Annotated in this window: 9 protein-coding genes; 2 read left to right on the plus strand and 7 right to left on the minus strand. The window is 63.1% G+C overall.

Annotated elements, in window-relative coordinates:
* Positions 1-166 precede the first annotated feature (166 nt).
* Positions 167-1,576 (plus strand): cytochrome c oxidase accessory protein CcoG, encoded by a 1,410-nt coding sequence (gene ccoG, locus C4J94_RS15075; RefSeq protein ID WP_124386908.1) that lies wholly within the window; start codon positions 167-169, stop codon positions 1,574-1,576.
* 26 nt (positions 1,577-1,602) lie between these two features.
* Positions 1,603-3,012: a GntR family transcriptional regulator MpaR gene (mapR, locus tag C4J94_RS15080; RefSeq protein ID WP_124386909.1), complete on the plus strand. Its 1,410-nt coding sequence runs from the start codon at positions 1,603-1,605 to the stop codon at positions 3,010-3,012.
* 152 nt (positions 3,013-3,164) lie between these two features.
* On the opposite strand, the gene C4J94_RS15085 is transcribed toward mapR, so the two are convergent.
* The 7 genes from C4J94_RS15085 to tpx all read right to left on the minus strand — a co-directional run bounded on the left by C4J94_RS15085 (position 3,165) and on the right by tpx (position 15,998).
* Positions 3,165-3,911, minus strand: coding sequence for an SDR family oxidoreductase (locus C4J94_RS15085; RefSeq protein WP_124386910.1), 747 nt, complete (start codon positions 3,909-3,911; stop codon positions 3,165-3,167).
* Positions 3,912-3,962: 51 nt separating this feature from the next.
* A complete protein-coding gene (locus tag C4J94_RS15090) occupies positions 3,963-6,059 on the minus strand; it encodes a bifunctional diguanylate cyclase/phosphodiesterase (protein ID WP_124386911.1) in 2,097 nt (698 codons plus the stop codon).
* A 161-nt stretch (positions 6,060-6,220) separates the two neighbouring features.
* Complete coding sequence (locus C4J94_RS15095; protein WP_124386912.1) at positions 6,221-7,768, minus strand: efflux transporter outer membrane subunit; 1,548 nt, start codon at positions 7,766-7,768, stop codon at positions 6,221-6,223.
* Positions 7,765-10,872, minus strand: coding sequence for an efflux RND transporter permease subunit (locus tag C4J94_RS15100; RefSeq protein ID WP_124386913.1), 3,108 nt, complete (start codon positions 10,870-10,872; stop codon positions 7,765-7,767). Before C4J94_RS15100 ends, C4J94_RS15095 begins: the two co-directional genes overlap by 4 nt.
* Positions 10,869-13,970, minus strand: a complete 3,102-nt coding sequence (locus C4J94_RS15105; RefSeq protein WP_124386914.1) for an MdtB/MuxB family multidrug efflux RND transporter permease subunit — start codon at positions 13,968-13,970, stop codon at positions 10,869-10,871. Before C4J94_RS15105 ends, C4J94_RS15100 begins: the two co-directional genes overlap by 4 nt.
* Entirely contained in the window at positions 13,967-15,265 is a 1,299-nt protein-coding gene (locus tag C4J94_RS15110) for an MdtA/MuxA family multidrug efflux RND transporter periplasmic adaptor subunit (RefSeq protein ID WP_124386915.1), read from the minus strand. Before C4J94_RS15110 ends, C4J94_RS15105 begins: the two co-directional genes overlap by 4 nt.
* A gap of 232 nt (positions 15,266-15,497) precedes the next feature.
* Positions 15,498-15,998 (minus strand): thiol peroxidase, encoded by a 501-nt coding sequence (gene tpx / locus C4J94_RS15115; protein ID WP_124386916.1) that lies wholly within the window; start codon positions 15,996-15,998, stop codon positions 15,498-15,500.
* Positions 15,999-16,032 lie beyond the last annotated feature (34 nt).

Consider the following 16,032-nt stretch of genomic DNA (forward strand, 5'->3'; position numbering starts at 1 on the left):
TGCCATATCAACTGACCCAGCGCTTTCGGGGGCAAGCCCCCTCCCACATTTTCTAATCCGGGCTCGTCAATCTGATCCGCTTTTTATCGCGTTACCTGAATCTGTTATGCAAACAGAGCGCCGGGCATAGTTCATCCGCCTGATGGAGGCTGATGAGCGAATGACCATGAGCGAACGAATCCCCACCGTGGAAACCTTTGAGCCCATCCACCCGAAGAAGGTGAAGGCCAGATCCAGCGATAACCTGATCCATACCCGCAGCTTCACCGGCCTGTTCCGCACCTTGCGCGTGAGCGGCACGGGCGTTCTGTTCCTGGCCTTTTTCGGCACTGTGTGGCTGAACTGGGGCGGACGCCAAGCCGTGCTGTGGGATTTGGCCGAGAGCAAATTCCACATTTTTGGCGCGACCTTCTGGCCCCAGGACTTCATCCTGCTGTCGGCCTTGTTGATCATCTGCGCCTTTGGCCTGTTTGCGATCACGGTGTTCGCCGGTCGCGTGTGGTGCGGCTATACCTGTCCGCAAAGCGCGTTCACCTGGCTGTTCATGTGGTGCGAAAAAATCACCGAAGGCGAGCGTCATCAGCGCATCAAACTGCACGCCGCACCCTGGAGCCTGAACAAGCTGGCACGGCGCTCGGCCAAGCACACGCTATGGCTGGGGATCAGCGTGCTGACCGGGCTGACGTTTGTTGGCTACTTCACCCCCATCCGCCCATTGACCGCCGAACTGCTGACCTGGCAACTGGGCGGCGTCAGTCTGTTCTGGGTGCTGTTCTTTACCGCCGCCACCTACCTCAATGCCGGCTGGCTGCGAGAAGCGGTGTGCATGCACATGTGCCCCTATGCGCGCTTTCAGAGCGTGATGTTCGATAAAGACACCCTGACCATTGCCTATGACGCCGCCCGTGGCGAACGCCGTGGCGCGCGCAAACGCGAAGTGAAGCCGGCAACCGCGGGCCTGGGCGATTGCATCGACTGCCAGCTGTGCGTGCAGGTGTGCCCCACCGGCATCGATATCCGCGATGGCCTGCAAATGGAATGCATCGGCTGTGCGGCGTGCATCGATGCCTGCGATTCGATCATGGACAAAATGGGCTATGCCCGCGGCCTGGTCAGCTATACCAGCGAACATCAACTGCAGGGTGGCAAGACCCGGCTGCTAAGGCCGCGCCTGATCGGCTACAGTGCCGTGCTGCTGGTCATGATCGCCGCGTTGGTGGTGGCCCTGGTCGAGCGGCCGATGGTGTCGCTGGATGTGACCAAGGACCGCGGCCTGTTCCGCGAGAACAGCCAGGGCTTGATCGAAAACATCTACAGCCTCAAGGTCATCAACAAGACCCAGCAGCGCCAGGACTACCGCCTGGAACTGGTGGACGCCGAGGGCTTCCAGTTGCAAGGCAAGACCCAGCTCAGCCTGGCACCGGGAGAAATCAGCGATGTGCCGGTGTCGGTGGCGCTGCTGGCGGACACGCCGGCGAGCAGTTCGCAGACCCTGCGCTTTACGGTGACGGATGTGGATGAGCCGTGGATCTGCAGCGCAGCCGACAGCCGCTTTGTCGCACCGCTGAACCGCTGACCCTTTAAGCAAGTGACCAGGCCCCCATGAAACGCTACGAAAAATTCGCCGACGACATCGCAGAACTGATCCGCTCCGGCGTCCTTGGCCCCGGCCAGCGCGTGCCCTCGGTGCGCTATGCCAGCCAGACGTACGGCGTCAGTCCGTCTACGGTGTTCCAGGCCTACTACCTGCTGGAACGCCGCGGCCTGATCCGCGCACGGCCGCGTTCCGGCTATTTCGTCAATACCCATGCGCCCAGCCCGTTTTCCGAGCCGGTGGTGAGCGAGCAGGTGCACGAGTCCACCGAAGTCGATGTGAGCGAGTTGGTGTTTTCGGTGCTGGACTCGATCAAAGACCCGAACACCGTGCCCTTCGGCTCGGCCTTCCCCAGCCCGATGCTGTTCCCGCTGCCGCGCCTGGCCCGCTCCCTGGCCAGTGCCAGCCGCGAAATGGACCCACGCCTGGTGGTCACCGACATGTCCCCCGGCAACCCGCAGCTGCGCCGCCAGATCGCGCTGCGCTACATGGTCGGTGGCCTGATGCTGCCCATGGAAGAGTTGCTGATTACCAATGGCGCCCTGGAAGCGCTGAACCTGTGCCTGCAGGCCGTCACCGAACCGGGTGACCTAGTGGCGATTGAAGCCCCGGCGTTTTATGCCTGCCTGCAAGTGCTGGAGCGCCTGAAGCTCAAGGCCGTGGAAATTCCGGTGCACCCGCGCGACGGCATTGACCTCAACGCCCTGGAGCAAAGCCTTGCGCGTTACCCGATCAAGGCCTGCTGGACCATGACCAGCTTCCAGAACCCGATGGGGGCCACCGTGCCGGAAGCAAAAAAGCAGGCGCTGGTGCAGTTGCTGCGCAGCCATCAGGTGCCGCTGATCGAAGACGACGTGTATGCCGAGCTGTATTACGGCCAGCATGCGCCGAAACCGGCCAAGGCCTTCGACACCGAAGGGCTGGTGATGCACTGCGGCTCCTTTGCCAAGAGCCTGGCACCGGGTTATCGCGTGGGCTGGGTGGCAGCCGGCCGTTTCGCGCAGAAAGTCGAGCGCTTGAAACTGATGACCTCGCTGTGCCCGTCGATGCCGGCCCAGGCTGCGATTGCCGATTACCTGCAGCACGGCGGCTACGACCGGCACCTGCGCAAACTGCGCTATGCCCTGGAAGAACAGCAAAGCGCAATGCTCGCGGCCATCGCCCGGTATTTCCCGGCGCAGACCCGAGTCAGCCAACCGGCTGGAGGGTATTTCCTGTGGCTGGAATTGCCGGAGCAAACCGACTCATTGAAGCTGTTTCAGATGGCCCTGGCGCAAGGCATCAGCATCGCACCGGGGCCGATCTTTTCGGCGACCCGGCGCTTTCGCAATTGCATCCGCTTGAACTACGGCAGCCCGTGGACCGAAGCGTCGGAGCAGGCGATGGAGACGCTGGGGCGGATAGTGCGCTCGTTTTGAGTGGCGCAATGGCAAGGCTCTTTGTAGGAGCGAGCTTGCTCGCGAAGAACTCCGGGCCTGCGCGTTTATTCAGGATGAACGCGTTGGCTGGACGTTTTTCGCGAGCAAGCTCGCTCCTACAGTGGGCATGCGTGGGGTGAGGGAAAGCGCGATCAGCGCCCGCCCCCCAGGTCGATGAACGTACCGGTGGCGTACGAGGCCTTGTCCGACAGCAACCAGATAATCGCCTCGGCCACTTCATCCGGACGCCCGCCACGGGCCATGGGAATGCCGGATTCGAGCTTGCTGACCCGGTCAGGGTCGCCGCTGAGGGCATGGAAGTCGGTGAAGATATAGCCGGGGCGAACCGCGTTGACGCGGATGCCCTCGCCTGCCACTTCCTTGGACAGGCCAATGGTGAAGGTATCGAGCGCCCCTTTGGAGGCCGCGTAGTCGACGTATTCACCCGGCGAGCCCAGGCGCGCCGCCACCGACGAAACGTTGACGATACTGCCACCCTGCCCGCCATGCCTGGGCGACATGCGCAGCAGCGCATGCTTGGCGCACAGGATCGGGCCCAGCACGTTGGTCTTGAGGATTTTCAGCACACGGAACTCCGACATCTCGTCGACCCGTGATTTGTGGCCGACGGTGCCCGCGTTATTCACCAGCGCCGTGACGCGGCCCAGCTCGACATCGACACGATTGAACAGGGCGATCACTTCATCTTCAATGCTGACGTCCGCGCGTACCGCGATCGCCTGTGCGCCCAGGGCACGCACCTGTTCCAGTACGCGGTGGGCGGCGTTTTCATCGGATTGATAGTTGATGCAGATGCGATAGCCCTGGCGAGCGGCGAGCAATGCCGTCTCGGCGCCAATCCCGCGACTGCCTCCGGTGATGATGACGACTCTGTCCATGTGCGGTCTCCTGGCTTGGCCTGATGGTGGGGTTGGGTTGAAGAATACCCGTCACGCACGGCTTTTGTCAGGCGCTTGCGCGTCCTGGGCGCGCTGGATGTCGGCGATGAACCCGTCGGCCGGCAAGGGATGGCCCAGCAAGTAGCCTTGCAGGGAGTTGCAGCCCAGGCGTGTCAGGAAGCTCTGCTGCGCATCTGTTTCGACGCCTTCGGCGACAATCCGCAACCCCAGGGCCTGGCCCAGCGCAACGATGGCCGACACAATGGCGGCGTCGTCGCTGTCGTGCTCCAGGTCGCGCACAAAGCCGCGGTCGATCTTCAGTTCGTTGGCCGGCAGGCGCTTGAGGTACATCAGGCTGGAATAGCCGGTGCCGAAGTCATCGATAGACAGGTCAACACCCATGTCCGAGAGCTGTTGCAACACGGTCATGCTCGCATCGGCATCACTCATGGCCGTGGTTTCGGTGATCTCCAGGGTCAGGCTGTTGGCCGGCAATTGGTGGCGCTCCAGGGCGGCGGCCACGCTGTCGACCAGCCCGGCGTGGCAAAACTGCAGCGCCGACAGGTTCACCGCAATGCGCCAGTGTTCATAACCCTGGGCGTACCAGAGGCTCATCTGGCGACAGGCTTCATTGAGTACCCACTCGCCGATGGAAATGATCAACCCGGTCTTTTCCGCCAGCTCGATGAACGTGGCCGGCAACAACAGGCCTTGCTGTGGATGCTGCCAGCGCAGCAGCGCCTCCGCCCCCACCGCAATGCCGCTGATCGCGTCGAACTTGGGCTGGTAATACAAGCGAAACTGCTGGTGCTCGAGGGCGTTGCGCAGGTCCTGCAACAACTGCAATTGTTTGCGCGCGTTGGTGTTCATCGACACATCGAAGAACCGGTAGCCGTTCTTGCCCATGCCCTTGGCGTGGTACATCGCCGCATCGGCATTCATCAACAGCTCCTGGGGGTTGTGACCGTTGCCCGGGAAAATGGCGATACCAATGCTGGCGGAGATTTTCAGCTCGTGCTCGGCAACCTTGAACGCGCGGTTGATCAGGCTGACCTGGCGTTCGGCCAGGCCCATGGCATCGTCCGGCTGGGTCAGTTGCACCATCAAGACAAATTCGTCCCCACCGATGCGGGCCAAGGTGTCCTGGCTGCGCAGGTCTTCGCGCAGGCGCAGGCCAACCTCGCGCAGCAGCTGGTCGCCCATGTGGTGACCGAAGGCATCGTTGACTGGTTTGAAGCCGTCCAGGTCGATGAACATCAGCGCAAAGCAGCCGCCCTGCTCCTTCACCGCCTGGATCCCCTGTTGAATGCGGTCTGCCAGCAATGTGCGGTTGGGCAGGCCGGTGAGCATGTCATGCAGGGCCAGGTGGGTCAGTTCCTGATTGGCCAGGGTCAGGGAATCGGCCAGCACGGCGGTGCGCGCCTCCAGCCGGGCGTCGAGCAGCGAGGTCAACAGGGCGATGACCAGCACGGCCAGGGAGGTCACCAGCACCAGGTTGTCCAGGCCCTTGCCGCTCAAGCCGGTGAGTGCGCCAGCGCAGAAGCTGTCATCGGCAAAACGCGCGGCGGCCATGCCGGTGTAGTGCATACCGACAATGGCCACGCCCATCACCACCGCCGCACCGCCGCGTGCCAGGCGTACGTAGGGCGTGTTGCGGCGCAGGTTGAAGGCGATCCACAGCGCAGCGCCGGAAGCCACTACCGCAATCAGCAAGGATGCGCCGAACAGGGTTGGGTCGTAATCGATGCCTGGCGTCATGCGCATCGCGGCCATGCCGGTGTAGTGCATGCTGGCGATGCCCGCGCCCATGATCAACGCACCGAATGCCAGTTGCCAGGCCGGCAGGCGCGGCTGGCTGACCAGCCAGAGCGCGAAACCGCTGGAGAGCACGGCGATCAGCAATGACAGTGCGGTAATGTCCAGGTCAAAGCCGAGGGCAAACGGCAGGCGCAGCGCCAGCATACCGATGAAATGCATGGACCACACGCCCACGCCCATGGCGACGGCACCGCCGGCGATCCACAGATAAGCCGCGCGTCCCTTGGCGGTGGTGATGCGGCCGGCGAGGTCCAGCGCGGTGTAGGACGCCAGGATGGCGACACACAGGGAGATCACGACGAGGGAGGTGGAATAGCTACCGGTCAGCATGGGGTTTCTCGCGATTTGACAGCCCGGGCCGGGTGGCAAAGCGGCGGATTGTAGCGAGAATAATTCCTGGACAGGTGATTAATTGCGAAGGGTATGGAGGCTGGTTTTTGGCGTCAATTGATCGTCCCCACGCTGTGCGTGAGAACGATCAATGTGTCAGGTCATTCCTTCTCGACCAGGGCAGTATTTCCATCCCATCCGCCACCCAGCGCCGCAATCAGCTGCACACTCGCCACCAGCCGCGACTGCAGCAAGGTGAGTACCGTGCGCTCGTTGCTCAAGGCCGTCGCTTGCACGGTGACCACGTCCAGATAAGCGATCAACCCCGCCTTGTACTGGTTTTCGGTCAACCGCAGCGACTCGCGGGCCGCCTCCAGCGCTTCGTTGCTGACCACCGCCTCGTCCGCCAGCACCTTGAGCTGCACCATGTAGTTTTCCACTTCGCGGAACCCATCCAGCACGGTCTGGCGGTACTTGGCCACGGTTTCGTCATAGCTGGCCACGCTGCGGTCGACTTCCGCCGAGCGCTGGCCGCCGTCGAACAAGGTCATGGCAAGCTTGGGGCCGACCGACCAGAAGCGGTTCGGCAGGCTGATCCAGTCCGCATAGGTGCTGCTGGAATAGCCTCCCGCCAGGCTCAGGGTCAAGTCGGGGTAATAGGCCGCCTTGGCGACGCCAATATTGGCGTTGGCCGCAATCACCGAGCGCTCCGCCGAAGCGATATCCGGGCGGCGCTCCAGCAGGTGCGACGGCAGGCCGACCGGAATCTGCGGCAACGGTGGAATGTCCTTGCTCACGGCCAGGCTGAAATTGGCCGGTGCTTCACCGATCAATACAGCAATCGCGTTTTCCAGCTGCGCACGCTGCCAGATCAGGTCGATCAGGCTGGCCTGGGTGGTCTTGAGCTGGGTTTGCGCCTGGGCGATGGCGTCCTTGCCGGCCACACCGGCGCGGTATTGGTTTTCGGTCATTTGCAGCGACCGCTGGTAGGTGTCCAGGGTGGCTTGCAGCAAACGGGTCTGTTCGTCCATGACGCGCAACTGCAAATAGCTCTGCACCAGTTCCGACTGCTGGCTCAGGCGCATTGCGGCGAGGTCCGCCGAGCTGGCCTCGGCGCTGGCTTCGTTGGCCTCCAGGCCTCGACGCAACTTGCCCCAGACATCGGCTTCCCAGCTCACGCCCAACTGCGCATTAAGGGTGTCGCGGATACCGCTGCTGGAACTGCTCAGGCTGGCGCTGCTGCTGCCGGTGCCCTGGCTGGCGCGGGTCTTGCCGACGCTCAGGTCGACGCTGGGGTAAAACGCCCCGCGCGCACTGCGCACCAGCGCCTGGGCCTGGCGAAAACGCGCCTCGGCCTGGGCGACGGTCTGGTTGGCGGTGTTGAGGCGCACCACCAGGTCGTTCAGTTGGCGGTCGCCGTACAGCTCCCACCACGCGCCACGGGCCAGGGAATCGCTTGGATTGGCCTGGCGCCAGCCTTCGGCTTGCTTGAACTGTGCAGGCTCCACCACCGCAGGGCGCTGATAATCGGGGCCGATGGCGCAGGCGCTGAGCAACAACGCCAAACCCACTGTAGGAGCGAGCTTGCTCGCGAAGACCGTCAACGATAACGCGCCGAGCCTGGAAGAACGCGGTGCCTGCCCGTTTTTCGCGAGCAAGCTCGCTCCTACAGGGGGCCGGGGTGCAGTGGCGTGAGTTGAATCGTTCATAGCGCAGTGTCCAGGGCAGCATCGGTACGCACACCGCGCCAGGCGTTGAAGCGGTGGCGCGCGCGGTCAAGATAGAGGTAAACCACCGGGGTGGTGTAGAGGGTCAGGATCTGGCTGAACACCAGGCCGCCGATGATGGTCAGGCCCAGGGGCTGGCGCATTTCCGCGCCATCGCCGGCGCCGAGCAGCAACGGCAAGGCACCGAGAATCGCCGCCAGCGTGGTCATCAGGATCGGTCGCAGGCGCAGCAGGCAGGCGCTGCGAATCGACGCCTGCGGGCTCATGCCGTCATGGCGCTCAAGCTGCAGCGCCAGGTCGATCATCAGGATCGCGTTTTTCTTCACCACGCCGATCAGCAGGAACAGTCCCAGCAGTGAGATCAGGCTGAACTGCCCGCCCAGCAGGTAGATCGACAGCAACGCGCCGACGCCGGCCGACGGCAAGGTCGACAGAATCGTCAACGGGTGGATATAGCTTTCATACAAAATACCCAGCACCAGGTACACCGCCACCAGCGCGCCGAGGATCATGAACGGCTGGCCTTTCTGGGCCGCGGCGAACGCGTCGGCGGTGCCGGCCATCTTGGCGATCACGTCTTCCGGCAGGCCGACCTTGGCAATCGCCCGTTCGATGGCGGCGGTGCCCTGCTCCACCGTGAACCCTGGCGCCATGTCGAAGGCGATGCTTTCCGAGGCGAACTGCCCTTCATGACTGACGCGATCGTCAGCCAGGCTGTTCTCGTAATGGGCAATGGTCGACAGCGGCACCCGCGCGCCATCGGCGGTGATCACCTGCACCTGGTTGAGGGTGATCGGGTCCTGGGCATATTTCTGGTTGACCTCCATCACCACCTGGTACTGGTTGAGGCTGTCGTAGATCGTGGAAATCTGCCGCTGGCTGTAGGCGTTGTTGAGCACCGCGGTGACCATGTCCATGTCGATGCCCAGGCGCTTGGCCTGATCGCGGTCGACGATCAGCGTGACCTGGGCTGCACCGCGTCCTTCACGGGCATCGATGGCGGTCAGCTCCGGCAGTTCACGCAGGGCCGCCACCACTTTCGGGTACCACAGGCGCAACGCGGCCAGGTCACCGCTTTGCAGGATGTAGGAATACTGCGCGCTGGTCTGGTCGCGACCGCCGCCAAACTGCAGGTCCTGGTCGGCCATCAGGAACAGACGCCCGCCCGGCACCAGCGGCACGTCCTTGCGCAAGCGCTCGATCACCGCCTGGGCCGAGACCTTGCGCTCAGCAATAGGCTTGAGGCGCACCAGCATCACCGCGTTATTGATGCCATTGTTGCCGCCGATAAAGCCGGCCACGCTGAGCACCGCCGGGTCCTTGAGCACGGCCTGGCGGAAAATCTCCATCTTCGGCTGCATCACATTGAACGACAGCCCGTCATCACCGCGCACAAAACCGATCAACTGGCCGGTGTCCTGCTGAGGCATGAAGGTTTTCGGCACCACCACATACAGCGCGATGTTCACGCCCACGGTGATGAGCAGGCTGAGCAGGGTCAGGCGGCGATGGCGCAGCACCCAGTCCAGGCTGGTGGCATAGGCGGCGACCATGCGCTCGTTGATGCGGTGGCTCCAGCGCTGCAGCCCGGTCATGTGCCCTTTGACATGGGGCTTGAGCCAGCGCGCGCAGAGCATCGGGGTCAAGGTCAGCGACACGATCAGCGAGACAATGATCGCCGCCGACAAAGTGATGGAAAACTCACGGAACAGGTTGGTGACAATTCCCCCCATGAACAGAATGGAAAGAAACACCGCCACCAGCGACACGTTCATCGACAGCAAGGTGAAGCCGACCTCCTCGGCCCCCAGGTAGGCGGCCTTCATCGGCGGCACGCCCTCATCGATATGCCGGGAGATGTTCTCCAGCACCACGATGGCATCGTCCACCACCAGGCCGGTGGCCAGGATCAGCGCCATCAGCGAGAAGTTGTTCAGCGAAAAGCCGTACAGGTACATCACCGCAAAGGTGCCCACCAACGACACCGGCACCGCCAGGGTGGGGATCAACGAGGCGCGGAAGTTGCCGAGGAACAGGTACACCACCAGCACCACCAGGGCCACGGCGATCAGCAGGGTCATCTCGGCTTCATGCAGGGTGGCGGTGATGACCGGCGAACGGTCCATGGCCAGGTTGAGCTTGACGCTGGACGGCAATACGGCCTGCAACGCCGGCAGCTGTGCCTTGATCTGCCGGACGGTCTCGATGATGTTGGCGCCGGACTGACGGTTGATCACCAGCAGCACCGCTGAATCATTGTTGAAAAAACCGCTGTTGTAGCGGTCTTCCACGCCGTCGCTGATTTTCGCCACATCCCTCAGGCGCAGCGCAGCACCATCCTGGTAGCGAATCAGCAGCGGTTCGTAGTCCTTGGCTTTTTCCAGCTGGTCATTGGCCTGGATCTGCCAGTTGCGCTCGCTGTCTTCCAGGGAGCCCTTGGGCCGGCGCTGGTTGGCGTTGGCGATGGTGTTGCGCACATCGTCCAGGGCCACGCCGTACTGGTCGAGGGCCTTGGGCTCCAGCTCGATGCGCACCGCCGGCAGGGAGCTGCCGCCGATCTGCACTTCGCCCACCCCCGGCACCTGGGACAGGCTCTGGGACAAAATGGTCGAGGCCAGGTCGTACAGCTGGCCCTTCTGCAACACGTCCGAGGTCAGCGACAGCACCATGATCGGCGCCTGGGACGGGTTGATCTTCTTGTACGTGGGCATGCTGCGCATGCCACTGGGCAGCAGATTGCGCGAGGCATTGATCGCCGCCTGCACCTCGCGCGCCGCGCCGTTGATATCCCGGTCGGAATCGAACGCCAGAATCACCCGCGTCGAGCCCTGGCTCGATGAACTGCTCATGGTGGTGATGCCGGCAATCGCGCCGAACGAGCGCTCCAGCGGCGTGGCCACGGTAGACGCCATCACCTCGGGGCTGGCGCCGGGCAAGCTGGCCGAGACCACGATCACCGGAAAATCGATCTGCGGCAACGGCGACACCGGCAGCAGATTGAAGCTGACGCCACCGAGCAGCATGATCGCCAGGCTCAGCAGCAGCGTGGCGACCGGCCGGCGGATGAAAGGTCCGGACAGGTTCATGACTCAACCGGCTCCAGGCTCTGCGGTTCTTTGCGCCAGCGCCGGCCGAGGCGATCGAAATACAGGTAGATCACCGGCGTGGTGAACAGCGTCAACACCTGGCTCACCAGCAAGCCACCGACCATCACCAGGCCCAGGGGCTGGCGCAGTTCCGCACCGGAACCGGTGGCCAGCATCAACGGCACCGCCCCGAACAAGGCGGCCAGGGTGGTCATCAGGATGGGCCGAAAGCGCAGCAGCGCCGCCTGGTAGATCGCGGTCTGCGGGTCCAGGCCCTGATTGCGTTCGGCGTCGAGGGCGAAGTCGATCATCATGATCGCGTTCTTCTTGACGATACCGATCAGCAGGATGATGCCGATGATCGCGATCATGCCCAGGTCATTACCACTGAGCAGCAACGCCAGCAAGGCCCCCACCGCCGCCGACGGTAAGGTCGACAGGATGGTGATCGGGTGGATATAGCTCTCGTAGAGCACCCCGAGCACGATGTACATGGTGACCACCGCCGCCAGGATCAGCAGCAAGGTGCTCGACAGCGAGGCCTCGAACGCCTGGGCCGCGCCCTGGAACTGGGTCTGCACGCCGATCGGCATGCCGATGTCCTTCTGGGTCTGGTTGATCAGCTCCACGCCTTTGCCCAGCGCAACACCGGGGGCCAGGTTGAACGACATCATCACTGCCGGGAACTGGCCGATATGGGCAATCGCCAACTGCGCCTGGCGCTGCTCCACATGGGCCAGGCTCGACAGCCGTACCTGGCCGCCGTCGGTGGTCTTCACATGGATCTGGTTGAGCGCGGCCGGGCCCAGGGTTTCGCCCGACTGGGCCTGCAGTACCACGCGGTACTGGCTGGCCTGGGTGTAGATGGTGGAAATCTGCCGCTGGCCGAAGGCGTCGTACAGCGCGTCGGTGATGGTCGAGACACTGACCCCCAGGCGCGAGGCGGCATCACGGTCGATCACCAGGTACACCTGCAGGCCCTTGTCCTGCAGGTCGCTGGCCACATCGGTGAGTTCCGGCAACTGGCTGAGGGCGTGCACCAGCTTGTCGCTCCACAGCGCCAGCAACTCGGCATCCGGCGAGGACATGTTGAATTGGTACTGGGTGCGGCTGACCCGATCCTCGATGGTCAGGTCCTGCACCGGCTGCATGAACAGGCGGATGCCCACCAGCTTGTCGATTTCCGGCTGCAGGCGGGCGATCACCTGCGTCGCGCTCAAGTCACGCTGCCCGTGAGCCTTGAGGTTGATCAGCAAGCGGCCGCTGTTGAGGGTGGCGTTGTCACCATCCACGCCGATATAGGACGACAGGCTTTCAACCGCCGGATCGGCCAGGATGATCTTCGCCAGTTCCTGTTGGCGCTGGCTCATCGCGGCAAATGAAATCGATTGCGGCGCTTCGGAAATCCCCTGGATCACCCCGGTGTCCTGCACCGGGAAAAAGCCCTTGGGCACCACCAGGTACAGCACCACCGTCAGGCCCAGGGTGGCGATGGCCAGCAGCAGGGTCAGCGGTTGGTGCCTGAGCACCCACTGCAACTTGCGCCCGTAGGCTTCGATCAGCCAATCGATCCAGGCACCGCTGGCCTTGTAAAAGCGGCCCTGCTCTTCTTCCTTCGGTTCACGCTTGAGCAAGCGTGCGCACATCATCGGCGTGAGCGTGAGGGACACCACCAGGGAAATCAGGATCGCCACGGCCAGGGTGATGGCAAACTCGCGGAACAGGCGCCCGACCACGTCGGCCATGAACAGCAGCGGGATCAACACGGCGATCAGCGACAGGGTCAGGGAAATCAGGGTGAAGCCGATCTGCTTGGCGCCCTTGAGCGCGGCGGCCATCGGCGTCTCGCCTTCCTCGATATAGCGGGAGATGTTCTCCAGCATCACGATGGCATCGTCCACCACGAACCCGGTGGCGATGGTCAGGGCCATCAACGTCAGGTTGTTGACCGAGAACCCCGCCAGGTACATCACGCCAAAGGTGCCGATCAGCGACAGCGGCACGGCGATGGACGGAATGATCGTGGCGCTGACACGGCGCAGGAACAGGAACGTGACCATCACCACCAGGGCAATGGCGATCAGCAGTTCGTGCTGCACGTCTTTCACCGACGCGCGGATGGTCTGAGTACGGTCGGTGAGCACCGTCACATCCAGGCCCGCCGGCAGGTTGTCGGTGATACTCGGCAGCAAGGCCTTGATACGGTCCACCACCTCGATCACGTTGGCGCCCGGCTGGCGCTGGATATTGAGCAGCACGGCCTGGTTTTCATTGGCCCAGGCGGCAAGACGCTCGTTTTCGGCGCCGTCGACGATCTGCGCCACGTCCTTGAGGCGCAAAGGCGCGCCGTTGCTGTAAGCCAGGATCAGTTCGGCATATTGCTCGGGCGACACCAACTGATCGTTGGCATCGAGCATCGACACCCGCGTGGGGCCGTCGAAGTTGCCCTTGGGCTGGTTGACGTTGGAGGCGGCGATCAGGGTGCGCACGTCCGACAGGTTCAAGCCATTGGCCGCCAGGGCCTCGGGGTTGACCTTGATGCGCACGGCCTGACGCTGGCCGCCGGCAATACTGACCATGCCGACACCGCTGATCTGCGCGATCTTTTGTGCCATGCGCGTGTCGACCAGGTCATTGAGCTTGGGCAGCAGCATGGTCTTGGAGGTAATCGCTAGGGTCAGCACCGGGGTGTCCGCCGGGTTGACCTTGTTGTACACCGGCGGTGCCGGCAGGTCCTTGGGCAGCAGGTTGGTGGCGGCGTTGATCGCGGCCTGCACCTGCTGCTCGGCGACATCCATGTTGATGTCGAGGTTGAAACGCAGGGTCAGCACCGACGCACCGCCAGAGCTGGTGGACGCCATCTGGGTGAGGCCGGGCATCTGCCCGAACTGGCGCTCCAGCGGCGCGGTGACCGCGCTGGTCATCACGTCGGGGCTGGCGCCCGGGTACAGCGTCATCACCCGAATGGTCGGGTAATCCACCTGGGGCAACGCCGACACCGGCAGCAACCGGTAGGCGATGAGGCCGGCCAGCACAATCGCCAGCATGCTCAGCGTGGTGGCGACCGGGCGAAGGATAAACAGGCGCGACAGGTTCATGCGCCGACCTTTTGCGCCTTGCCGGCGTCAGTACCGGTCTCCCCTTTTGCCGCAGGCTTGCCTTGCAGGTGTTCGGTCGGGGTGGTCGGCACTTGGCTGCTGTCGTTGACCACCTCGATTTCGCTGCCGTCCTTGAGCCGGTCGGTGCCTTCCATGACCACCCGATCACCCGCCGCCAGGCCTTGCTTGATCACGGTGTTGTCGCCGTCGGTGTCGCCCACCACCAGCGGCTGGACCTTGACCTTCTTGTCACCATCGAGCTTGTAGACGAAGGTGCCATTATTGCCGAACTGGATCGCGGCGGACGGTGCCAGCACCACGTTGTGCAAGGTATCGGCGAGCAAATGCACGTTGACGAACTGATTGGGAAACAGCGCCTGATCCTTGTTATCGAAGCGCGCCTTGAATTTCAGAGTGCCGGTGGTCACGTCGATCTGGTTGTCCAGGCTCTGCAGCACGCCCATTGCCTGCTTTTTCGCGTCGCCACGGTCCCAGGCTTCCACCGGCAGCTTGTTGCCGGCGTGGTAACGCTGGAGGACGGTTTCCAGGGTGTTTTCCGGCAGGGTGAAGGCCACGCTGATCGGCTGGGTCTGGGTAATGACCGCCAGGGCGGTGGTGTCGTTGGCGGCCACCAGGTTGCCGACATCGAGCTGACGCAGGCCGACGCGACCGGCAATCGGCGCGCGGATCTTGGTGAATTCAAGGTTCAGCTTGGCATCGTCGACCGCGCCCTGGTTGGTCTTGACGGTGCCCTGGTATTGCAGGACCAGCGCTTCGGCGGTGTCCAGGGTTTGCTTGGCGATGCTGTCCTGGGCATACAGGCCGCGATAGCGCTCGACGTCGACCTGGGCGTTTTTCAACTGGGCCTGGTTCTGCAGCAACGTGCCCTGGGCCTGGAGCAAGGCGTTCTGGTAGCTGCGCGGGTCGATTTCCGCCAGCAAGTCTCCGGCCTTGACCATCTGCCCTTCCTCGAAGGCGATCTTGACCAGTTCACCGCCCACCCGGCTGCGCACATTAATGGTGTTGAGCGCGGTGACCGTGCCCAGCGCCTTGTAATACACCGGGAACTCCCCTATTACCGCAGGCGCCACCCGCACCGGCACCGGGCCGGTAGCGCCGCCAAACCCCGGGCGCGCCATGCCGCTCTTGCCGGTGTGGCCGGCCGGGGCGTCCTTGTGGGCCGCGCCGCCGGGCCAGAATTTCCAGCACAGGCCGGCGATCACCAGCAGTACGAGCAGGCCGAACAGCCAGCGGCGGGAGTTGCGGGGGGAGGATTGCATGGATTGATCAACCATTGGGCGCGAGAGCTTCTACTTTGGGAGGCTGAAAGATAAGCACTGGGGCGCATTTAGAAAAGCGCCTTTACCGGCTATTTACCTTGGGCTTACAACTTTTCAGCGTCGGGTCCTGGTGCATGGGTTGTTTCGCTAAGCTGCTGACACCCAAATGAAAACGGCCTGGACTAGGCCAGGCCGCAATCGTGCACGACGCGTGTTACCGCCAAACGACAGTCATACGCGCAAACAATTACTTCAAAACAGCCAGGGCTGCTTCGTAGTTTGGTTCCTGGCCAATTTCGGCAACCAGTTCGCTGTGCAATACGTTGTCGTTCTCGTCCAATACAACGACAGCACGAGCGGTCAGGCTGCGCAGCGGGCCGTCGACGATGTCCACACCGTAGTCCTGGGAGAACGCAGCGCTGCGGAAGTCCGACAGGCTTTTCACGTTTTCCAGGCCTTCGGAGCCGCAGAAACGCGCCTGGGCAAACGGCAGGTCCGAGGAAATGCACAGTACGACGGTATTGTTCAGTTCGTTGGCCTGGGCGTTGAACTTGCGTACCGAGGTCGCGCAGGTCGGGGTGTCGACGCTTGGGAAGATGTTCAACACTTTGCGCTTGCCGGCAAAGGTCGCCAGGGTAGCGTCCGACAGATCGCCGGCGGTCAGGGTGAAGTCTGGGGCCTGGGTGCCGGCTTGCGGCAGTTCGCCTTCAACCTGGACAGGGTTACCACGAAGGGTGACTTGAGCCATGATCGGAATCCTTATGTTGGGTTTGGTTAAACGA

The sequence above is a fragment of the Pseudomonas sp. R5-89-07 genome (genome assembly GCF_003851685.1).
In the GTDB taxonomy this organism is placed as follows: Bacteria; Pseudomonadota; Gammaproteobacteria; order Pseudomonadales; family Pseudomonadaceae; genus Aquipseudomonas.